This is a genomic window from Agromyces badenianii (genome assembly GCF_003070885.1).
GTDB lineage: Bacteria > Actinomycetota > Actinomycetes > Actinomycetales > Microbacteriaceae > Agromyces > Agromyces badenianii.
In genome coordinates this window covers 462,166-482,212 of the sequence record NZ_CP028913.1, presented here as the reverse complement: position 1 = coordinate 482,212, position 20,047 = coordinate 462,166, and the positions used below count along the sequence as shown (strand labels likewise).

The window sequence follows — 20,047 nt, the reverse complement described above, 5'->3', positions numbered from 1 at the left end:
GGCAGCGGATTCGCTCCCTCCGACGCGATTCGTTCACTCCGACGTGGACTCGGGCGGCCCCTACCGGGCGGGCACGTCGGGCGCAGGCCGCACGGCGGGCAGCGGCGCGGCGGGCAGCCGCACGGCGAACCGCGTACGACCGGGCTCACTCTCGACCTCGACCGTGCCGCCATGCGCCAGCGTCACCGCGCGCACGATCGCGAGTCCGAGACCGGTGCTGCCCGCAACGCGCGAACGCGAGGAGTCACCTCGTGCGAAGCGCTCGAAGAGGGAGTCGGCGAGTGCCGGCGGGATGCCGGGACCGTCGTCGTCCACCGTGAGCACCACGTCGTCGCCATCGTGCTCGAGCGACGCCACCACGGCGGTGCCGGCCGGTGTGTGCACGCGGGCGTTCGCGAGCAGGTTCGTCACGACCTGGCGCAGCCGCGACTCGTCGCCGCTGACGATCACCGGGGCATCCGGCAGTCGCACCTCCCACTCGTGATCGGGGCCGGCGGCCTGCGCATCGCCGAGCGCCTCGACCACGACTCGGCCGAGGTCGACGGGACGCGCGGCCAGTTCCCGCCCTTCATCGAGCCGGGCGAGCAGCAGCAGGTCCTCGACGAGTTCGGTCATGCGCACCGACTCCGACTCGATTCGGCCGATCGCGTGCATGACGTCGGGCGGCAGCTCTCCGCCGTGCATCCGAGTGAGCTCCGCGTAGCCGCGGATCGAGGCGAGCGGGGTCCGGAGCTCGTGCGAGGCATCGGCGACGAAGCGTCGCACCTTCTGCTCGCTCTGCTCACGCGCCGACAGGGCGGATGCCACATGGCCGAGCATGCGGTTGAAGGCACCGCCGAGCCGGCCGACCTCGGTGCGCTCGTCGACGTCGGCGACCCGCTCGGTGAGGTCGACCTCGCCGCGATCGAGCGGCAGCTCTGAGACGCGCTGCGCCGTCGAGGTGACCCGGGCGAGCGGGGCCAGGGCGCGGGTGACCACGATCCAGCCGGCGGCGAGGGCGACGGCGAGCCCGGCGAGTGCGATCGCGGTGATCGTGAAGGCGAGCTGCGAGGTCTGGGCGTTGACGTCGGCGAGCGGCAGCGCGAACACCGCGGTGTACTGATCGACCGGAACGGCGAGCGCGCGGTAGTCGCCGAACGCTCCGACCGTGATGCTGTGCAGTGAAGCGTCGCGGGGCACTTCGGCGAGCGCGGCGCGCGCCTTCGCATCGAGCCGCGGCACGGCTCCGCTCGCCCCGATGTAGCTCGCGAAGACGCGATCGTCGGGCGTGATGATCGCCGCGAGCGTGCCCGCCGGCTGGCCGGGCACCCTGAGGAAGAGGTCGGGAACTGCGGCGGGGTCGGTCGGCAGCCCCTGCGCCTCGGACTGCTCCTGGGCGAGCGTCGCGCGATCGGCCGCCGAGCGCAGGCTCACGTCGAGTCGCTCGACCGAGGAGGTGTGGAACACCGCGATGCTCGCGACGCCCACGAGCGCCGAGACGGCCACGAGCAGTGTCGTGAGGATCACGAGCAGTCGGCGGCGAAGGGTCCTCGGTGTGCGTCGGGGCGGCTCGGCGCGCTCGGCGCCCTCGGCCGGGGCCGTGGCCGAGGCAGTGGGCGAGGCGGTGGGCGCGTCCGCGGCCGGGGGCGTGTCGCCGTCCGAATGAGTCGGTTCGGTGCGGGATGCCGTGCGCGCCGCCCGGGCCGAGGCCGCGTGGCCGGGATCGCCCGGCCGGGTCATCCGGCGGCCTTCAGCATGTAGCCGGCGCCGCGAACGGTGTGGATCATCGGTTCGCGGCCAGCATCGATCTTCTTGCGCAGGTACGAGATGTAGAGCTCGACGACCGACTCCTTGCCGCCGAAGTCGTACGACCAGACCCGGTCGAGGATCTGCGCCTTCGAGAGCACGCGCCGCGGGTTGCGCATGAGGAAGCGCAGCAGCTCGAATTCGGTGGCGGTCAGCTCGATGGGGGTGCCGCCGCGCGCCACCTCATAGGAGTCCTCGTCGAGGGTCAGGTCGCCGACGACGAGCACCGGGTCCTTCGCCTGCGCGAGCGTGAGGGTCGAGCGACGGATGAGGCCGCGCAGGCGAGCGACGACCTCCTCGAGGCTGAACGGCTTGGTGACGTAGTCGTCGCCGCCCGCGGTGAGCCCGGCGATGCGGTCGTCGAGCGAATCCTTCGCGGTGAGGAAGAGCACGGGTGTCTCGGTGCCGTCGGCGCGAACGCGCTGCAGCACCTCGAGGCCGTCGATGTCGGGCAGCATGATGTCGAGCACGATCGCATCGGGGCGGAACTCACGGGCGATCTTCACAGCCGAGAGGCCGTCGCCCGCGGTGCGCACGTCCCACCCCTCGTACTTCAGGGCCATTCTGAGCAGTTCGGTGAGCGAGTGCTCGTCGTCGACCACGAGCACGCGCACCATCGAACCGTCGCTCTTCGCGATCGCCGGCGCGCGGTTCGGTGGTGGCGTGGTGCTCATGCTCATGTCTCCAGTATCCGCGCGGAGCTATGCGTTTCCTATGACAACGATGAGCGGATGCCTCGTGTCCCTCGCCGACCGCACCGCACGATGCATCGCGCCCATCGCATCCGCGATGCATCCCCCACGCCGTTCGTCCCTCGCCCCTCGCCCTTCGCCCCTCGCCCCTCGCCCCTCGCCCCTCGCCCCTCGCCCCTCGCCCTCACCCTCACCCCTCACCCCTCACCCCTCACCCTGCTTCCCTCGCCCTGCACCCCTCACCCTGCATCCCTCGCCCCTCGCCCCGATGCAGGGGAATCACGAGTATGAGTGGCCAGGAAGCCCCATGGGCCGAAATCCCCTGCAGGCTGCACGGAGAACGCGCAACGACGTCGCCCCGGGATGGCATCGGCAGTGCCCGCGCCATGCATGAGCGGAACATCGGCACGGCGCAGGTGCCCGGCGAGCTCTCGGGCGGACAGGAGCAGCGAGTGGGCGCTCAGATGAGGCCGTTGCGAAGCGCCAGTGCCGCGGCCGCGGCGCGCGACGGCACGCCGAGCTTCGTACGGATGTTGGCGATGTGCCGATGCACGGTGTGCGGCGAGAGCACGAGGTGCGCGGCGATCTCAGCGTCGGTCCGACCGGCGGCGACGAGCCGCAGCACCTCGCGCTCGCGGTCGGTGAGCCGGGTCGGCCCGCTCACCGCGCTCACCGCGCTCACCGCGCCCGACGCGCTCCCGGCCTCGGCCGCCTCAGCCGCCTCGGCCGGAACACCGAGGAAGGCGAGGGTCTCGCGCACGACCCCGCGCGAGTCGCCCCGCCACGGGAAGTGATCGACGCCGTCGAGCGCGACGAACCGGGCATTGCGGATGCGGCCGGCCAGATCCTTGCCGAGGGCGAACGGGATGGCGCGATCGTCGCGGCGGTGCAGCACGAGCGCGGGCGCGAGCACCTCGCCGAGATGCTCGGTCGCGTCGAAGTCGTAGACGGCGCGGAGGGAGGCGAGGGCGACCTCGCGTGATGCCGATCGTCGCTGGAACTCGACGAACTCGGCGCGCTCCTCTGCGGTCGCGTCGGGCAGGAACAGCTCGGCGAGCACGCGCGAGCCGAGCCCCCAGTGCCGGTCGATGATCGCGAGCATCGCCGCTCGCGCCTCGGGCGGCGCGAGGTCGACGCCGCGGGCGTAGGCGCCGTACAAGACGAGTCGCTCGACACGTTCGGGATGCCGCGCGGCGAAGAGCGACGCGACTCCCCCGCCCGAGGATGCACCGAAGAGCGCGATCGGTGCGGCCCCCGGCGTCGCCTCCGCGACGAGCTCCTCGAGGGTGGTGAGCTCCTCATCGAGCGAGCGGGCGGGCGGCGCGTCACGATCGGAGAGTCCCGTGCCAGGCCGGTCGTAGCGGATGACGGTGCGATGCCGGGCGAGCGACCCGACGAAGCGTCGGAACCCGGCGTTGCGCCAGTCGAGCTCGAGGTGGCTCGACCACCAGCCGCCGATGACGAGCGGCGGGCCCCGGCCGACGGCCGACCACGCGATGGACGCCCCGCCGTGCTCCGTGTAGCGGACGATCTGGTCCTCGGGTTCCACGCCCCAAGTCTGATCCACCGCCCACCTCAACGGAAGGCTGCGGCCGGCTCCCGCTCTTCCACCAGCACTTGCGGCAGCTCGCCGCGATGCTCGGCGAGGAGCCGCCGAGCACCGTCGAGTTCGGCCTCGCCGTGATCGCCGAGGAGGATCGGCACGTACTCGCCCGGCAGCAGCAGCTCCTCGCGATCACCCGTGGGCGCAGGCACGACGCGCAGCACTCCGGCATCGAGCTGTTCATCGAGCCAGACGCGCGCGCTGCTCTCGGACACTCCCGACAGCGCGGCGAAGGTCGCGGCATCCACCGGGCCGGCGTCGAACAGCACGCGGTAGAGGCAGCGCTTGCGGCCGAAGGCGATCGAGGCTCTGGCGTTCGTCGACATGATGACTCCCTGATTGGATTTCCGGCCCCGTGCGGGGCGAGCGGACACCTCCGATTCCACCCCCACCGCCGACCGAGGGCATCGCGCGTTCGGGCCACCTTCGGATGGCCGGTTCGGGCCATCTTCGGAGGCCGTTCCTCCCACGCCGCACCCCGTTCGGGAGATGCTCAGGCAGGGTCCATACGGTGGATCGAATGCCCCATCCCGTCGAGACCCGTGTATTCCGCCGCCGTCGCGCTCTGATCGTCGGTGCGATCGCCGCCGTGCTGCTCGTGACCGGAGGGGCGACCATCGCGTGGTCGCTTGGGCAAGGGGCCGGCGGGCCCGTGACGGACGAAGCCGCCGACTCGGCGTCGGCCGACGAGCGTGCCGCGGGCGACGGCGCCGACGGCACCCCGGTCGCAGAGCTCGACACGAGTTCACTGAGCCCCGGCATCGCCGCGCAGCTCACCTACGCCCACAAGCACTGGGACGACACCGAGAGCGACACCTACGGCTACCTCGACGAGAACGACTGCGTCAACTTCACGAGCCAGACCCTGCTCGCGCGAGGGTGGGTCGAAGACGAGGAGTGGTGGTTCGACGAGTCGGGCGACGCCTACGGCCACGCCGACGCCTGGATCAGCTCGACGGCGATGCGCGACTACCTCGAGGAGCACCCCGAGCGGGCGACGGCGCTGACCGACGCCGAGCGCGCCTCGGTGAAGGTCGGCGACGTCGTGCAGTTCGACTGGGACGACTCGGGCGACCGCGACCACACCGGCGTCGTGACGTCGGTCGAGACGGATGCCGACGGCTCGGTCACGATCCTCTACGCCGGCCACACCGACCCGACCTGGGACCGATCGGTCGACTACGCGATCACCGAGCTGCACCCCGGCGGGGTCGCGTACTACTGGAGCATCCCCGAGTAGCGGAGCCCGGCTACTGGTTCGAGAACGCCGCGTCGAACGACGCGGTCGGCTTCGGCCAGAGCAGCGAGCGGATGAATCCGACCGCCTCGGCCGCGCCGTGCAGGCGGTCCATGCCGGCATCCTCCCACTCGACCGAGATCGGCCCCGTGTAGCCGATCGCATCGAGCGCGCGGAAGGAATCCTCCCACGGCACGTCGCCGTGACCGGTGGAGACGAAGTCCCAGCCGCGGCGCGGGTCGCCCCACGGCAGGTGCGAGCCGAGCACGCCCGCCCGGCCGTTGGCCGGACGCAAGCGAATGTCCTTGCAGTCGACGTGGTAGATGCGGTCCTGGAAGTCGAGGATGAATCCCACCGGGTCGATCTGCTGCCACATCATGTGCGAGGGATCCCAGTTGAAGCCGAAGGCCTCCCGATGGCCGATCGCCTCGAGTGCGCGCACCGAGCTCCAGTAGTCGTAGGCGATCTCGCCCGGGTGCACCTCGTGCGCGAACCGCACGCCCTCGGCGTCGAACACGTCGAGGATGGGGTTCCACCGCGTCGCGAAGTCCTCGTATCCGGCATCGATCACCGAGCCGGGCACGGGCGGGAACATCGCCACGAACGGCCAGATGGCCGAGCCGGTGAACCCGACCACCGTGTCGACGCCGAGCGACCGGGCGACCCTCGCCGCCCGCTTCATGTCGTCGGCGGCACGCTGCCTGACCCCCTCGGCGTCTCCGTCGCCCCACGTGTAGGACCGCACGATGGCCTCGTGCCGGAAGTCGATGGGGTCGTCGCACACGGCCTGGCCCGTGAGGTGGTTGGAGATCGCGTGCACCTGCAAGCCGTGGCGCTTCAGGATCTCGCGCCGTTCGTCGAGGTAGCCGGGCTCCTCCTCGGCGAGCTTCAGGTCGAGGTGGTCTCCAGAGCAGGCGATCTCGAGGCCGTCGTAGCCCCACTCCGCGGCGAGGCGCGCGACCTCCGCGAAGGGCAGGTCTGCCCACTGACCGGTGAAGAGGGTGACGGGCCGGGTCGCGGATGCCGCGGCATCCGTCTCGCCCGCGTGCTGCTGGTCGCTCATCGTCGCTCCCGTTCGTCTTGCAGGGCGGTCAGGTAGCGGATGCTCCGTGCCGCGAGTTCGTCTTGCGATGCCGCGAGCGGTCGCCAGACCGAGGCGGCGACCGCGATGGTGTCGTTGTCGCCGGTGAAGCTCTCGAGGCCGAGGGGGCCGCTGTAGCCCACGTCGTCGAGGGCGTCGAGGAAGGCCGGCCAGTCGGTGTGGTCGTCGCCCACCGCGCCGCGGTCGTTGCCGCAGACCTGCACGTAGGCGAGGTGCTCCCCCGCCAGGCGGATCGCGTCGCCGACGTGCTTCTCCTCGATGTTCAGGTGGTAGCTGTCGAGCGCGAGGCCGAGGCCGGGCCCGAGCAACGGCCCGAGTGCCTCGAGCGCCTGCTCGACGGTGTTGACGAGGCTCGTCTCGTAGCGGTTCAGCGGTTCGACCGCGAGCCGGATGCCGCTGCGCTCCGCCGCCCGCACGACCGGGCCGAGGCTCGCCTGCAGTTCGCGGTAGCGGGCGACGCGCTCTTCGGCGTCCATGCGCCAGGCACGGCCGGTGGCCGCGGTGAACGGGCCGGCGACGATGCGGGCGCCCAGCCGCTCGGCGACGCCGACGCAGTGCACGAGGTAGTTCTGGGTCGCCACGACCTCGGAGCCCGGAGCGGCGATGAGGTTTCGGCCCGGGCCCATCGCGCCGATCACCACGGGGGCGAGCCGGTGGTCGCGCAGCATCTCCGCCGCGGCATCCGGCGACCAGTCGCCAGGGCTCTCGACCGGCAGCTCGATCGCGCCGAAGCCTAGTCCCGCAGCCTTCGCCGCGATCTCGGCGAGCGATTCGTCGTCGAGCGGCGAGGTCCAGACCCAGGTGTTCACACCGATGATGCGGCGCATGCTGCCTCCTTGCGAGCGTGCGATCGGGCGGCGGAGGGAGACCCGCCGCCGCCCGACCAGATTAGGCCGTCGTTCGCTCGATCACCCTTACGGGATCACTCGGTCCTGCCACACCTGCGGGTAGCCCGGCAGGTCTTCGCCACCGAACTTCGCGTAGTGGCCGTCGGGCATGCCGTCGTTCGCCTCGAGGTACTGGTCGACCTCTTCAGCAGTGATCGGCGACTGCGGCAGCACCCACTCCTTCGGGATCTGCTCGCCCGCGAAGATCTTCTGCGCGGCGAGCAGCGGCGTGCGCCACTGGAAGTTGGAGTACACCGGTGCAAGACCCGTGAGCCCCGTCTCCTTCCACTTGCGCAGGAAGCTCATCTCGTCTTCGCCCGTCATCACGGGGTAATCGACGCCGGCATCCTCGAACGCCTCGATGGCGGCGACGGCGCCGTCACCGGCGTCCATCCAGATGCCGTCGACATCGCCCTTGGCGAGCTCGTCGGAGATGATCTTCTTGATCTCGGCGGGGTCGGCTCCCGTGAAGTAGTCGACCGCCTCGATGTCGTTCTCCTCGAAGAGCTTCTCGGCCGCGGCCCAGCGCTGCTCGAGCACGTCGACACCGGGGAGGATCCGCAGTGCCACGACCTTCGAGCCCGGTTCGAGCTCCTCGATCAGGAACTCGGCGGTGTCGATGCCCCACGCGAATCCGCCGATGGGATGGATGAACGTGACGGGGCAGTCGGTCTGCACGCCGCGGTCGAAGACCACGACGGGCTTGCCGGTGTCGCACGCCCGCTCGACGGCCGGGGTCATGGCCGCCGTGGAGTTCGGCGAGATGATGAAGATGTCGCAGTCGCCCTCACCGATGAAGTAGTCGATGTCGGCGATCTGCGTGTCATCCGAGTCCTGCGCGTCGCGGGTCTCCATCTCGGAGATGACGCCCGCGTCCTGCAGCACCTTCAGCTGCTGGTTCATGGTGATCCAGCCGGTCTGCCGCCACGGGTTGGAGATCGAGGCGTTCGCGAAGCACGCCTTCTTCGCTCCGGTGCCTGCGTACTGCGCCGTGTCGGTCATCTCGGCGTTGATGTACTGCAACCACGGCTGCCCCTCGGGCCCCTCGGGCACGACGGACCGTTCGGCGTACTGCTTGTCGTAGAGCTCCTGGTCGAACCACTCGACCGCTTCTTCCGTGGCTCCGGCGTCATCCGACGGCGCGGCCACGTTCGGGTCGGTGGTACATCCGGCCAGCGCGAACAGCGCAAGAGCGCCGACCATGGCGGATGCCACTGCATACCTGCGTCGCATCACGAACCTCCCTTGGTTTCGTTGTCAGCCCTCTGCGTCGAGGGAATGGGTGCAGGGCGAGCGGATGCCGCGGCATCCTGCTCCTCCGCCGGTGCCGGCGAAGTCTTGGTCGCCGACTCGGGCGAGATCGTGGGCGCCGGGTTCGGCGCGTGGGGCGCAGGTGACAGCGGCGCGACCGGCGCCTCGAGGGCCCGGCCCTTTCGTCGTGCCCGGATCGTGGTGGCCGCGTAGGCGACGGCGAGGATGATGATCGCGCCCTGCACGGCATCACGGTAGGTCGAGGGCACCCCCGCGAAGTTCAGCAGGGTGAAGAGCGCTTCGAGGGCGAAGGCTCCGGCCGCCGCAGCGACGACCCAGCCCCGGCCGCCGCCGAGCACGACGCCGCCGAGCACGACCGCGGTGATCGCGGTGAACTCGTAGCCGCGCCCGACGCTCGGGTGCACGCCCGCGTATCCGACGAGCAGCACGCCGGCGACGGTCGCCGAGAGCGAGGAGATCATGAAGGTCGAGGTCTTCACCCACCAGTTGCGGGCGCCCGAGTAGCGCGCCGTCGTCGGGTTGTCGCCGAGGGCGATGATGGTGCGCCCGAACGGACGGCGCGCGAACCAGATCGCGATCGCGAGCACCACCGCGAGCACGATGACCGACCACGGCAGGATCTCGATGACCGGGAGGCCCCGGATGCCGCCGCGGCCGATCTCGCGGAAGCCGTCGGCCGGGTTGCCGGTCGCCGCGCCACCGGTCCAGTAGAGGGTGGCGCCGAGCAGGGCGAGCATCATGCCGAGCGTCACGATGAAGCTCGGCACCTTGAGCAGGGTGACGATGAGGCCGTTGATGAGCCCGATGAAGGCGCCGAACGCGAGCATGAACGCGAGCACGGGCAGCGACTTCGCCTCGTCCTGGCCGATGAGGTTGCCGGCGATCACGACCTGTGCCGTCACGACCGAGCCCATCGAGAGGTCGAACTCGCCGCCGACGATCACGAAGTACTGGCCGATCGCGACGATCGCGACGGGCGCGACGCGCTGGATGAAGCGGATGAACTGCGAGGGCTCGGCGAACGCGGGGTTCAGCACGGTGATCGCCACGAGCAGCACGACGAGCAGCAGGAACACGGCGCCGCGGGGGCTGACGAGCGTGCGGCCGAGTCCGGCGAGGCGCTGGCCGACGGTGGGCTGAACGGATGTCGCGGTGCTCATGCCGAGGCCTCCTTCTCGTGCTCGGCGATCGGTGGTCCGGCGGCATCCGACCCGGGCGCCTGCGACCCGGTGCCGAAACGCGGCCGCCTGCGGTCGAGCGAGCGGCTCGTGTACACGGCGACCGCGGCGACGATGACGACCCCGCGAACGACGTCTTTCAGGAACGGGTTCACCTGCATGACGCTCATCACGTTGTCGACCACGGCGAAGATCGCGACGCCGCCGATCGTGCCCCAGATCGAGCCGCGGCCGCCCATGAGCAGGGTGCCGCCGAGCACGACCGCGGCGATCGAGAGCAGGTCGTAGCCGCCCTGGGTGCCCACGGTGGGGCTGCCGACGCCGAGCCGGCTCGCGAGCAGGAGCCCGGCGAGCGCTGCCGTGATGGAGCACAGCATGTGCGCGACGATCACCGGCCGGGCGGTGCGGATGCCCGAGAGGCGCGCGACCAGCTCGTTGCCGCCGACCGCGAACATGTGGTTGCCGACCCGGGTGCGGGCGAGGAAGAACGCCCCGGCGAGCGCGACGACGAGCATGATGAGGGTCGAGACGGGCACTGGCCCCACACCGGTCGCGCCGATGAGCTGGAACTCCCACGGCACCTCGCCGCTCGTGCCCTTGTAGTTCGTGTCGAGGTAGCCCTTGATGATGAGCCCGGTGCCGAGCGTCGCGATGAAGCCGTTGACCTTGAGCTTCGTGACGATGAGTCCGTTGGCGAGGCCGATGAGGGCGGCGACGACGAGCACCGCGAGCACGGCGACGGGGATGTTCGCCGGGTTGCCCGCCATCAGGTCGGCGGCGATGAGGCTCGACAGGCTCACGACGTAGGGCACCGACAGGTCGAGCGAGGCGCACAGGATCACGAGCGTCTGGCCGATCGCGACGAACCCGAGCACGCTCATGCCGGTGAGGATGTCGCGGATGTTGCCGGCGCTGAAGAAGTTGCGGCCGACGCTCGCCACGAGCACGGCGCCGATGATGATCACGCCGACGAGGGCGATGCCCACGATGAGACTCGCGTCAAGGCGGCGACGCCGGCCCCGGCGTGCGGATGTCGCGGTGACGGCGCTCATCGGCCGGCCTCCTCTTCCGAGGCATCCGAAGAGGCATCCGAAGAGGCATTCGAGGAGGCATCCGAGTTCGCGATGCCCTCCGTCGCGGCAGCGGCGGGCTCAGGATCGGCCATGCCGACGACCTTCGCCCCGCCGATCTTGAGCGTGCCGGTCGCCGCCGAGAGGATCGTGGTCTCGTCGCTGCGCGCGGGGAGCTCGGCCGAGGCCCGGCCGTCGTGCATGACGATGATGCGGTCGGACATGCCGATCACCTCGGGCAGTTCGGAGGAGATCATGAGCATGGCGACCCCTTCTCTCGCGAGCCGTCGCATGAGCGTGTAGACGGCGACCTTCGCGCCGACGTCGATGCCGCGGGTCGGCTCGTCGAGCAGCACCACGCGCGGCTTCGTGGCGAGCCACTTCGCGAGCACGACCTTCTGCTGGTTGCCGCCCGAGAGGTACTGCACCTCTTGGTCGACACCCCGCGAGGAGACCTCGAGCGAAGAGAGCACGCCCGGCAGCTCTCGCCGCGCCTCGGACGTGCGGCGCGCGAAGACGGAGCGGATGACGAGCAGCGCGTTGTCGCCGACCGACTGGTTCAGGGCGAGGCCCTGGGCCTTGCGGTCCTCGGTGATGAGGGCGATGCCCGCCATGACGGCCTGCCGCGCCGAGGTCATGTGCACGGGCTGCCCGTCGAGACGCAACTCGCCGCGGGTGAACGGCGCGATGCCGAACAGCGCCTCGACGAGCTCGGTGCGCCCCGAACCCTGCAGGCCCGCGACGCCGACGATCTCGCCGGCGCGGAGCTCGAGGTCGATGTCGTCGACGTAGGCGTTGCCCGCGCCGTGCAGTTCGAGCCTCGGCTCCCCCACGACCGTGCCCTCGTCGGCGGCCGGGAAGTAGGCCGAGATCGGCCGGCCGACCATGCGGCGCACGAGCTCGTCGGTGTCGAGCTCGCCCGCGGGCCCGCTCGAGACGAGTGCGCCGTCTTTCAGCACCGTGATCGTGTCGCAGAGGTCGAAGATCTCCTTCAGCCGGTGCGAGACGTAGAGAATGGCGACGCCGCGCTCGGCGAGCCGGCGCACGATCGTGTAGAGCAGCTCGACCTCGTGGTCGGCGAGCGCTGCGGTGGGCTCGTCCATCTGGATGACCCGGGCGTCGACCGACAGCGCCTTCACGATCTCGACGATCTGCTGCTCGGCGACCGTGAGCGTGCGCACCGGGGCATCCGCGTCGATCGTGTCGATGCCGAGGTCGTCGAGCAGTGCGCGCGTCTCTGCGAGCATGGCCTTCTTGTCGACGAAGCCGCCGCGGCGCGGCTCACGGCCGAGGAAGACGTTCTGCGCGACGGTGCGCTCGGGCAGCAGGTTGAACTCCTGGAAGACGGTGGCGAGGCCGGCGCGGGCGGCCTCGACGGGGTGGCTGAACGCCACCTCGGTGCCGCCGAGGGCGATGGTGCCGGCATCCCGCTCGTAGACGCCGGCGAGGATCTTCATGAAGGTCGACTTGCCTGCGCCGTTCTCGCCGACGAGGCCGTGCACCTCGCCGGGGTGGAGCGTGAGCCCCACGCCGCGCAGCACGGTGACGCCGAAGAAGGACTTCTCGAGGCCGGTGGCCACGAGCACCGGCTCGGCGTCGTGCACGGCGCTGCGGCCGGCTCCGGTCTGCGGCTGCTGCGTGGTCATGCCACCACCTCCACCCAAGTGCCGCTCGCCGCGGACTCCAGTACCGCCTCGGTCACGCGCACCGCGCGCAGGCCGTCGCGGAACCGCGGCAGCCCCTCGGGCGACGCGCCGCCGATCGCGGCGTAGGCATCGGCGACGAAGGCGTTGAACGCGTCTTGGTACCCCATCGGATGCCCCGCCGGCACGAGCGATAGCCGTGCCGCGTCGCCGGCGAGCCGTGCCGGGTCGCGCACGATGACGCTCGACGCATCGGTGCGGCCGAGCCAGAGCGTGTCGGGCCGCTCCTGCTCGAAGCGCACGCTCGCCGCCGTGCCGGCGAGCTCGATCGAGAGGGCGTTCTTGCGCCCGGGCGCCACCTGCGACACGAGCAATGTGCCGACGGCGCCCGAGGTGAGCTCGACGACGACGGCGACGAGGTCTTCGGTGGCGATGTCGTCGTGCCGGGCGCGGGCCTCGTACACGGTGCGCGTCGAGGCGCTGAGGCGAACGATGCGCTCGCCCGAGACGAACTCGAGCAGGTCGACGAGGTGCGAGCCGATGTCGGCGAACGCGCGCGACGGACCGCCGAGCGCCGCGTCGACGCGCCAGTCGTCGTCGTGCGGTGCCGCGAGCCAGTCCTGCAGGTAGGCGCCCTGCACGCTGAGCAGCCGGCCGGTCTCGCCGCGGGCGATGCGGGCCCTGGCCTCGCGCGCCATGGGGTGGAAGCGGTAGACGAACGGCACCGCGGCCACGAGGCCCCGGTCGTCGGCGAGCGCGGTCAGCGCCGCGGCATCCGTCGCCGAGGTCGCGAGCGGCTTCTCGCAGATGACGTGCTTGCCGGCTTCGAGCGCGGCCATCGCGATCGCCGCGTGCGTCGTGTTCGGCGTGCAGATGTGCACGACGTCGATGTCGGGGTCGGCGAGCAGCTCGTCGACCGAGTCGAATGCGGCCGAGAGCCCGAGCCGTAGGGCGGCGTCGCGAGCTCGATCAGCCGAGGAGGACGCACCGCCCGTGAGATCGGCGCGAGCGGCGCGAGCAGCCCGGGAGTGCACGGCGGCCATGAAACCGCCGCCGACGAAGCCGGCACGAAGTGTGCGGGCCGGGGCGATGACGTCCGTTGTCATGGTCGCCATGCTGACACAGTCGCAGCATCTTTTGCTAGTCTTTCGTCAAAAGTTGCAGAAGTCGTTACATCTTCGAGATTTATCTGCGGGTGAAGTTGGTGTGCTTTACTCAGTGCATGGTCGACATCAGCCGGGGCTCGGCACTCGGCAGCTCGGGGGCGAGTGAGCTCTTCCAGCTGCTTCGCGACGGCGCCCCCCGCACCCGCGCCTCACTCGCGGCCAGCACCGGTCTCGCCCGATCGACCATCGCGGCGCGCGTCGACGAGCTCATGCGGCTCGGGCTGGTCTCCCCCGTCGCCGACGCCGCGTCGACCGGCGGCCGGCCGCCGTCGCAGTTCGCCCTGAACCCCTCGGCCCGCATCGTGCTCGCCGCCGACCTCGGCGCCTCGCACGCCACGATCGCCGTCACCGATCTCTCGGGCACCGTGCTCGCCGAGCACGGTGAACCCATGGACATCGCCCAGGGGCCGGAGTCCGTGCTCGGCTGGATGGTCGACACCGGCCTCGCCCTCATCGACGGGCTCGGCCGCGATCGGCACGAGCTCGCCGCGATCGGCATCGGCGTGCCCGGCCCGGTCGAGCACTCCAGTGGCCGCCCGGTGAACCCGCCGATCATGCCAGGCTGGGATCGCTTCGACGTGCCGGGCTGGGTGCAGCAGCACCTCGAGGTGCCCGTGCTCGTCGACAACGACGTGAACATCATGGCGCTCGGCGAACGCGCCCTCGCCTGGCCGCAGGTCGAGCACCTCATGTTCGTGAAGGTCGCCACCGGCATCGGCTCCGGCATCATCTCGGGCGGGCTCCTGCAACGGGGTGCACAGGGCATCGCCGGCGACATCGGCCACGTGCGGGTCGCGCGCGGCAGCGACGTGCCCTGCCACTGCGGCAACCGCGGATGCCTCGAGGCCCTCGCCTCGGGCCCCGCGATCGCCAGGGCGCTTCGCGAGCAGGGCGTCGCGGCGAACTCGGGCAACGACGTCGTCGAGCTCGTCAAGCGCGGCGACATCGACGCGATCCAGGCCGTGCGCCAGGCCGGCCGGGACATCGGCGAGGTGCTGACCGCCTGCGTCAGCCTCGTGAACCCCTCGGTCGTCGCGATCGGCGGATCGATGGCGCGGGCCGGCGAGCACCTCATCGCCGGGGTGCGAGAGGTCGTCTACACGCGCTCGATGCCACTCGCCACCGAGCACCTCGCGATCGTGCAGTCCGCCGCCGCGGAGAACGCCGCCGTGCTCGGGGCGAGCATGCTCGCGATCCACCACGCGCTCTCGCCCGAGGGCATCGACGCCCTCGCCGCGCGCTGACGCGGGCGCGCGCACGGCCTCGGCCGGAAGACGGGTGGGAAGGGTACGCTCGAAGGGTGCCCGACACCCCCTTCGCCCTCTTCGACCTCGAAGATGCGGCGATGGCGGTCGCGGTCGACGAGCGCCCGCGGCATGCGTGCCACTCGCGCGTCGTGGCGGATTCGAGCGATCGGGTCGCGTGGCTCCGGGCCCGCTCCCGCGGCATCACGGCGACGGATGCCGCGAAGCTCGCCTCGTTCGCCTCGGTTCGCTCGGCCGCATGGGAGAAGCGGCACGGCAGCTCGTTCGGCGGCAGCCGGTACACCGACCACGGCAAGGCCCGCGAACCCGTCATCGCCGACTGGGTGCGCCGAAGCCACGACATCGAACCGTCGAGCCTGCTCTTCCACGCTGAGACCGAGCACCGGCACCTCGCCACCCCCGACGGCCTGCGGGTGACCCCCGTCGGCGCCCTCGAGCTTTGCGAGATCAAGACCACGTCTCGGCCGTGGCGCGGCATCCCCCGAAGCTACCTGCGCCAGGTCTGGTGGCAGCAGTACGTGCTCGGCGCCGACCGCACGCTCGTCGTCTGGGAGCAGCACGACGACTTCGTGCCGATTCGCGACGAGCCCGAGTACCGTTGGGTCGATCGCGACGACGACCAGATCGCGATCCTCGTGAGACTGGCCGACGAGCTCATCGCCGAGCTCTCGGGGCGGCGCTCGTGATGGTCCTCACCTCGCTTCACCCACTCGCTTAGCACCCAACTGTCGGGAGGAACCACCAGATGACGACTGTCCTCCTGCACGGTCTGGGCGCCGACCGGCGTCAGCCCCTCGATCTCCTCACCCCCGCCGTGCACGCCGCAGTCGGCGCCGACGAGCTCATCGTCGCGCCAGACGTCCGGGCCCACGGCGGGTTCCTCACGGTGGGCGAGCCCGCAGACTTCGACATCGACCGGCTCGCCGCCGAGGTCGCTCAGAGCGTGCGGGAGACGATCTCCGAGGCCGGCGGCCCGCCGCCCGAGGCATCCGCCCCGCTCACCGTGATCGGCATCTCGCTCGGCGCAGCGCTCGCACTGCGGCTCGCGCTCGACGAGCTGCTGCCGATCGAACGCGCGATCTTCGTGCGACCCTCGTTCGACGACCGCCCGCTGCCCGAGCACCTGCGGGTCTTCCCGGTGATCGGGCAGATCCTCGCCGACGCCGGCCCTGCGGGCACCGAGGAATTCCGCGAGCGGGCGATCTTCCAGCGCATCGTCTCGGAGTCACCGACGGGCGGGCGGGCGCTCCTGGCCCAGTTCACGACGCCCGATGCCGCGCGGCGGGCCATGCGCCTCGTCGAGATCCCGCGCAACCGCGCGTTCACGGCCGACGCCGAACTCGGCGGGCTCGCGGGCCGCGGCATCCGCTCGCTCGTCATCGGCGCTCGGCGCGACCCGGTGCACCCCTATCCGCTCGCCGAGCGGTGGGCGGCCGCCCTCGACGCGCCGCTCGTCGAACTTCCGGCTCGCGACGACGGGCTGCCCGCGCAGACGGCGCTGCTGCGCGAGGGTGTGGCCCGCTGGCTGCAGCACACACGGGCCTGAGCGCGAAGAACTCCTGCGCGCGGCGCAACTGGATGCGCGGTCGCTCGATGGGGTCGGCGGCGTCGGCGCGCTCCGGAGAGAGGATCGTGAAGCCCCTCGTCGGCGACACCACCGGCCACCCGGGGTCGGTGCGATCATAGCGAGGACGGATACTGTGCAATGGACGATCTCGGGAGGGTGTGTCGATGCGGGCATTGGTGATCGATCAGACGGGCGGGGCTGAAGAGCTGCACATCGCCGAGGTGCCCGATCCGATCCGCGTCAGCGACGAGGTGCTCGTGCGGGTCATGGCGGCCGGCGTGAACCCGATCGACGCGAAGACCCGGGCCGGGCGGGGCGTCGCGAAGGCGATCCCCGCTTTCCCGGTCGTGCTCGGCGGCGACTTCGCCGGAGTCGTCGAGGCGGTGCCCTACTCGGCTCATCCGCTGCAGCCGGGCGACCGGGTCTACGGCATGGGCCGAGTGCCCCGGGCGGGCGGCAGCTACGCCGAGCTCATCTCGGTGAGTTCGCTGAGTCTCACGCGCATGCCGGCCACCCTGACGTTCGCCGAGGCGGCGGCCGTGCCGCTCGCCGCGCTCACGGCATGGGGAGCGGTCGTCGACACGGCCCGGGTGCACGACGGGCAGCGCGTGCTCATCCACGCGGCCGCCGGCGGCGTCGGTCACTTCGCGGTGCAGTTCGCCGCCTACTTCGGCGCTGTCGTCACCGCGACCGCGTCGGCCCGCAACGCCGACTTCGTGCGCGGGCTCGGTGCACGCCGAGTGATCGACTACACGAGCGAGCGCTTCGAAGAGGTCGTCACCGGTCAAGACGTCGTCATCGACCTGATCGGCAATGCGAAGGATGACACGGGCACGCGCTCGCTCGAAGCGCTGCGTCCGGCCGGGCTGATCGTGACGGTGCCAACGGGGTCATGGCCGACGATGGACGAGGAGGCGGCCGCCCGGGGCATCCGCGCCACCGGCTACTCGGTCGCACCCGATGCCCGCACGCTCTCGGTGATCACCCGTCTCATCGACGACGGCGCCGTGCGCGTGCACCTCGACCGAGAGCTGCCGCTCGAAGACGGTGCCGAGGCGCACCGGCTGATCGAGGCCGGCCATGTGCGCGGCAAGGTGGTGCTGCGGGTCGCGCCCGACCCTGCCTGAGCGCCCACCCCGCCTGAGCGCCGCGGGCGCCGCAGTGGCGACGGCCCGCGTCACCCCGCCCGCGCGTCGAGCAGTGCGCTGCCCAGCTCGCTGCGCAGGTAGAGCACGCTGTGGCCGTACCGCGTCGAGACGAGCAGGCCGGCATCGCGCAGCGCCCGCAGGTGCTGGTTCACCGCCGACGGCGTGACGCCGAAGCGCACCCCGAGTTCCGTCGACGACGCCGGGTCGCCGAGGGCTGAGAGCAGGCTCGCCCGGGTCTCGCCGAGAATCGCGGCGACCGCGGCGGGGTTGGCCACCTGCTCCGTCTCCCAGAGCGCGCCCTGCCCGCGCGCCGGGTACATGATCATCGGCGGGCCGTCGCCGACCGGTGCCGAGCCTCGCCGCGTGAACATCGTCGGCAGGAGCGTGAGCCCGAGACCGTCGATGCGGTGCCGGCGGTCGTTCGGGTCTCTCAGCCGCACCGATACGACGCCGTCGGCATAGTCGACCGTCGAGGAGATGCCGTTCAGCATGGTCGAGAGCCCGCTCTGGGCGATCTGGCGTCCACGGTAGACGACGTCGGCCTCGAGCACCGCCCGCATGCGCGGCCAGTAGGGCGCGAAGGAGGCATCCCAGAGCTCTTGCAACGCGCGCACGATGCGTCGGATGGCCGTCTTCGGCGAACCGGCGAACACCGCCGGCACGTGCCCGTGCACCGCCACCAGGTCGCGGATGAAGGTCTGCGAGGGTGTCGCGAGCAGCTGCTCGAACTCGTCGTCGAGCCGGGTGAGCGGCGACTCGGGGCGGGGGTTCAGGAAGTCGGGCGTCCACAGCCGGTCATCGATGAGGCCGTGCAGCGCCTCGACGTCGAGGTCGGCGCGCGCCGCCTCGGTGCGGCGCAGCCACGGCAGCTGGAGGGGGAACCGTGCCGGATCGTCGATGGCTCGCAGCGACAGCCCGAGTTCGCAGAGCGGCGAGATGCCGAAGCGCACGGACGCGACGTCGCCCTCGGTGAGCACGTATCGCAACATGAAGCGCAACGCTACATCAATTTCTCGGCACCGACGGGTCTGCGAGAACTGTACGAGTGAGCCCTCCCTCCCCGACGACACCCGACACGGGAACCGTGCCGACGATCGCCCCAGAGACGCCCGGCACGCCGTCGCTCTTCGCCCGCCTCGCGGCATCCGTCTCCGATCCGGTGCTGCGAATCCTCGTCGGCGCGACCCTCATCTCCCGCGTGGGACGCGGCATCTTCCTCACCGTGACGGTGCTCTACTTCACCTTCATCGTCGGCCTCGCGCCGCACGAGGTCGCGATCGTGCTCGCCGCCGCGAGTGCGGCGGGCGTGGTCGCCTCCCTCGCGGGCGGCTGGCTCGCCGACCGATTCAGCGCCAAACGCCTCCTCATCGTCTTCACCGCCATCGAGGGCGTCGCGCTCATCACCTACGTCTTCGCCGGCGACTTCGTCACCGCCCTCGTGATCGCCGTCGTCTGCGGCTTCTTCGAGCAGGCCGCGAACTCGACCCGGTCGGCGATCATCGCCCGCGGCTTCGAGGGCGAGGGACGCGTGCACGCCCGTGCCGTGCTCCGCGCCGTCACGAACGTGGCCATCGCCGCGGGCTCGGGGCTCGGCGCGCTCGCCCTGGCCCTCGGCACGGCGGAGGCGTATCGCACGCTCATCGCCGGGGCCGGTGCGCTCTACCTGCTCGGACTCATCCAGCTCGTGCGCCTTCCATCCCGGGTCGACGCCCAGTCGCGCACGGCTGCAGCCCCCGTGACGACGGCGACCGGCTCCGTCGACGCCGCGGCGAGCGCGGAAGCCGCCGTCGCCGAACGGCGCGCATGGCGCCGGCACTCGCCCTGGCGCGACCCGCGCTACCTCGTGCTCACCGCCCTCAGCGCCGTGTTCGGCATGCAGTTCGGCGTCGCTGAGCTCGGGGTGCCGCTCTGGATCGCGCGCGAGACCGCCGCCCCCGAAGCCGTCGTCGCGGCGCTCCTCATCCTCAACACCGTGATCGTGGTGATCTTCCAGGTGCCGCTCTCGCGCGGCACGCACGACCTGCGCGCCGCCGCCCGCGTCTCGGGCATCGCCGCGTGGCTGATGGCCGCCGCGTGCCTCGTGTACGCCTCGGCAGCCGGGCTGCCCGTCGGTTTCGCGATCGCGGTGCTCGTCGTCGCCGCGATCACCCACGCCTTCGCCGAGGTGCTCTCGCAGGCGGGCGGGTGGGGGCTCAGCTTCGAGCTCGCCGACCCGGCGCGGGCGGGCAGCTATCAGGGCGTGTTCGGCATGGGCTACACGGTCGGAGCCCTCGCCGCGCCCCTCGTCGTCAACGCCACGGCGATCTCGCACGGGTTCTCGGGCTGGGTCGCGCTCGCCGCGATCTTCCTCGCCTCGGGCCTCGGCATCCGCTGGCTCGCCCGGCGTGCGGCGCGCACCGCCGAGGCCGCCTCGGCATAGCGCCGCCGAGGCC

At 71.4% G+C, this 20,047-nt stretch carries 18 protein-coding genes; 6 read left to right on the top strand and 12 right to left on the bottom strand.

Annotation, left to right across the window (positions count from 1 at the left end; translation table 11 throughout):
* Positions 1–60: 60 nt before the first annotated feature.
* The 4 genes from DCE93_RS02255 to DCE93_RS02235 all read right to left on the bottom strand — a co-directional run bounded on the left by DCE93_RS02255 (position 61) and on the right by DCE93_RS02235 (position 4,406).
* Positions 61–1,719, bottom strand: a complete 1,659-nt coding sequence (locus DCE93_RS02255) for a sensor histidine kinase (RefSeq protein WP_108594451.1) — start codon at positions 1,717–1,719, stop codon at positions 61–63.
* Positions 1,716–2,465 carry a response regulator transcription factor gene (locus DCE93_RS02250; RefSeq protein WP_108594450.1) on the bottom strand — a complete coding sequence of 250 codons (750 nt, stop codon included), beginning with the start codon at positions 2,463–2,465 and terminating at the stop codon, positions 1,716–1,718. Before DCE93_RS02250 ends, DCE93_RS02255 begins: the two co-directional genes overlap by 4 nt.
* Before the next feature lie 472 nt (positions 2,466–2,937).
* Complete coding sequence (locus DCE93_RS14740) at positions 2,938–4,026, bottom strand: alpha/beta fold hydrolase (protein ID WP_108594449.1); 1,089 nt, start codon at positions 4,024–4,026, stop codon at positions 2,938–2,940.
* Between the two features lie 26 nt (positions 4,027–4,052).
* Complete coding sequence (locus DCE93_RS02235; RefSeq protein WP_108594448.1) at positions 4,053–4,406, bottom strand: hypothetical protein; 354 nt, start codon at positions 4,404–4,406, stop codon at positions 4,053–4,055.
* A gap of 194 nt (positions 4,407–4,600) precedes the next feature.
* Here DCE93_RS02235 and DCE93_RS02230 point away from each other — a divergent pair, with 194 nt between their 5' ends.
* The gene (locus DCE93_RS02230; protein WP_168186157.1) at positions 4,601–5,320 is read left to right on the top strand and encodes an amidase domain-containing protein; all 720 of its coding nucleotides are present in this window, start codon (positions 4,601–4,603) and stop codon (positions 5,318–5,320) included.
* A 10-nt stretch (positions 5,321–5,330) separates the two neighbouring features.
* Here DCE93_RS02230 and DCE93_RS02225 read toward each other — a convergent pair whose 3' ends face one another.
* The 7 genes from DCE93_RS02225 to DCE93_RS02195 all read right to left on the bottom strand — a co-directional run bounded on the left by DCE93_RS02225 (position 5,331) and on the right by DCE93_RS02195 (position 13,575).
* Positions 5,331–6,380, bottom strand: coding sequence for a sugar phosphate isomerase/epimerase family protein (locus DCE93_RS02225; protein WP_108594446.1), 1,050 nt, complete (start codon positions 6,378–6,380; stop codon positions 5,331–5,333).
* Positions 6,377–7,246, bottom strand: coding sequence for a sugar phosphate isomerase/epimerase family protein (locus DCE93_RS02220; protein ID WP_108594445.1), 870 nt, complete (start codon positions 7,244–7,246; stop codon positions 6,377–6,379). The genes DCE93_RS02225 and DCE93_RS02220 overlap by 4 nt, the downstream gene beginning before the upstream one ends.
* Before the next feature lie 87 nt (positions 7,247–7,333).
* Positions 7,334–8,539: a substrate-binding domain-containing protein gene (locus tag DCE93_RS02215; RefSeq protein WP_108594444.1), complete on the bottom strand. Its 1,206-nt coding sequence runs from the start codon at positions 8,537–8,539 to the stop codon at positions 7,334–7,336.
* Positions 8,539–9,738, bottom strand: a complete 1,200-nt coding sequence (locus DCE93_RS02210; protein ID WP_205647458.1) for an ABC transporter permease — start codon at positions 9,736–9,738, stop codon at positions 8,539–8,541. The genes DCE93_RS02215 and DCE93_RS02210 overlap by 1 nt, the downstream gene beginning before the upstream one ends.
* Positions 9,735–10,808, bottom strand: coding sequence for an ABC transporter permease (locus DCE93_RS02205; protein WP_108594443.1), 1,074 nt, complete (start codon positions 10,806–10,808; stop codon positions 9,735–9,737). The genes DCE93_RS02210 and DCE93_RS02205 overlap by 4 nt, the downstream gene beginning before the upstream one ends.
* The gene (locus tag DCE93_RS02200; RefSeq protein ID WP_108594442.1) at positions 10,805–12,472 is read right to left on the bottom strand and encodes a sugar ABC transporter ATP-binding protein; all 1,668 of its coding nucleotides are present in this window, start codon (positions 12,470–12,472) and stop codon (positions 10,805–10,807) included. The genes DCE93_RS02205 and DCE93_RS02200 overlap by 4 nt, the downstream gene beginning before the upstream one ends.
* A complete protein-coding gene (locus DCE93_RS02195; protein ID WP_108596537.1) occupies positions 12,469–13,575 on the bottom strand; it encodes a Gfo/Idh/MocA family protein in 1,107 nt (368 codons plus the stop codon). Before DCE93_RS02195 ends, DCE93_RS02200 begins: the two co-directional genes overlap by 4 nt.
* A 116-nt stretch (positions 13,576–13,691) precedes the next feature.
* Between DCE93_RS02195 and DCE93_RS02190 the strand changes: the two genes are divergently transcribed.
* From DCE93_RS02190 to DCE93_RS02175, 4 genes are all read left to right on the top strand, one after another.
* Positions 13,692–14,879, top strand: a complete 1,188-nt coding sequence (locus DCE93_RS02190) for an ROK family transcriptional regulator (RefSeq protein ID WP_205647457.1) — start codon at positions 13,692–13,694, stop codon at positions 14,877–14,879.
* Positions 14,880–14,980: 101 nt separating this feature from the next.
* Complete coding sequence (locus DCE93_RS02185) at positions 14,981–15,586, top strand: YqaJ viral recombinase family protein (protein ID WP_108596535.1); 606 nt, start codon at positions 14,981–14,983, stop codon at positions 15,584–15,586.
* A 59-nt stretch (positions 15,587–15,645) separates the two neighbouring features.
* Complete coding sequence (locus tag DCE93_RS02180; RefSeq protein WP_108594441.1) at positions 15,646–16,446, top strand: alpha/beta fold hydrolase; 801 nt, start codon at positions 15,646–15,648, stop codon at positions 16,444–16,446.
* 185 nt (positions 16,447–16,631) lie between these two features.
* On the top strand, positions 16,632–17,594 hold the full coding sequence (locus DCE93_RS02175; protein WP_108596534.1) for an NADP-dependent oxidoreductase: 963 nt from the start codon (positions 16,632–16,634) through the stop codon (positions 17,592–17,594).
* Between the two features lie 50 nt (positions 17,595–17,644).
* Here the strand turns inward: DCE93_RS02175 and DCE93_RS02170 are convergent, their stop codons facing one another.
* The gene (locus DCE93_RS02170; RefSeq protein WP_108594440.1) at positions 17,645–18,604 is read right to left on the bottom strand and encodes an ArsR/SmtB family transcription factor; all 960 of its coding nucleotides are present in this window, start codon (positions 18,602–18,604) and stop codon (positions 17,645–17,647) included.
* Between the two features lie 56 nt (positions 18,605–18,660).
* On the opposite strand from DCE93_RS02170, the gene DCE93_RS02165 reads away from it, so the two are divergent.
* A complete protein-coding gene (locus tag DCE93_RS02165) occupies positions 18,661–20,034 on the top strand; it encodes an MFS transporter (protein WP_244284219.1) in 1,374 nt (457 codons plus the stop codon).
* Positions 20,035–20,047: the final 13 nt, after the last annotated feature.

What these genes read in the sequence shown, in the direction of transcription:
- DCE93_RS02210 (WP_205647458.1), bottom strand. Translation starts at nt 9,738, where the DNA reads ATGAGCACCGCGACATCCGTTCAGCCCACCGTCGGCCAGCGCCTCGCC.
- DCE93_RS02250 (WP_108594450.1), bottom strand. Translation starts at nt 2,465, where the DNA reads ATGAGCATGAGCACCACGCCACCACCGAACCGCGCGCCGGCGATCGCG.
- DCE93_RS02220 (WP_108594445.1), bottom strand. Translation starts at nt 7,246, where the DNA reads ATGCGCCGCATCATCGGTGTGAACACCTGGGTCTGGACCTCGCCGCTC.
- DCE93_RS02170 (WP_108594440.1), bottom strand. Translation starts at nt 18,604, where the DNA reads ATGTTGCGATACGTGCTCACCGAGGGCGACGTCGCGTCCGTGCGCTTC.
- DCE93_RS02200 (WP_108594442.1), bottom strand. Translation starts at nt 12,472, where the DNA reads ATGACCACGCAGCAGCCGCAGACCGGAGCCGGCCGCAGCGCCGTGCAC.
- DCE93_RS02195 (WP_108596537.1), bottom strand. Translation starts at nt 13,575, where the DNA reads ATGACAACGGACGTCATCGCCCCGGCCCGCACACTTCGTGCCGGCTTC.
- DCE93_RS02175 (WP_108596534.1), top strand. Translation starts at nt 16,632, where the DNA reads ATGCGGGCATTGGTGATCGATCAGACGGGCGGGGCTGAAGAGCTGCAC.
- DCE93_RS02225 (WP_108594446.1), bottom strand. Translation starts at nt 6,380, where the DNA reads ATGAGCGACCAGCAGCACGCGGGCGAGACGGATGCCGCGGCATCCGCG.
- DCE93_RS02180 (WP_108594441.1), top strand. Translation starts at nt 15,646, where the DNA reads ATGACGACTGTCCTCCTGCACGGTCTGGGCGCCGACCGGCGTCAGCCC.
- DCE93_RS02205 (WP_108594443.1), bottom strand. Translation starts at nt 10,808, where the DNA reads ATGAGCGCCGTCACCGCGACATCCGCACGCCGGGGCCGGCGTCGCCGC.
- DCE93_RS02255 (WP_108594451.1), bottom strand. Translation starts at nt 1,719, where the DNA reads ATGACCCGGCCGGGCGATCCCGGCCACGCGGCCTCGGCCCGGGCGGCG.
- DCE93_RS02190 (WP_205647457.1), top strand. Translation starts at nt 13,692, where the DNA reads ATGGTCGACATCAGCCGGGGCTCGGCACTCGGCAGCTCGGGGGCGAGT.
- DCE93_RS02185 (WP_108596535.1), top strand. Translation starts at nt 14,981, where the DNA reads ATGGCGGTCGCGGTCGACGAGCGCCCGCGGCATGCGTGCCACTCGCGC.
- DCE93_RS02230 (WP_168186157.1), top strand. Translation starts at nt 4,601, where the DNA reads ATGCCCCATCCCGTCGAGACCCGTGTATTCCGCCGCCGTCGCGCTCTG.
- DCE93_RS02235 (WP_108594448.1), bottom strand. Translation starts at nt 4,406, where the DNA reads ATGTCGACGAACGCCAGAGCCTCGATCGCCTTCGGCCGCAAGCGCTGC.
- DCE93_RS02215 (WP_108594444.1), bottom strand. Translation starts at nt 8,539, where the DNA reads ATGCGACGCAGGTATGCAGTGGCATCCGCCATGGTCGGCGCTCTTGCG.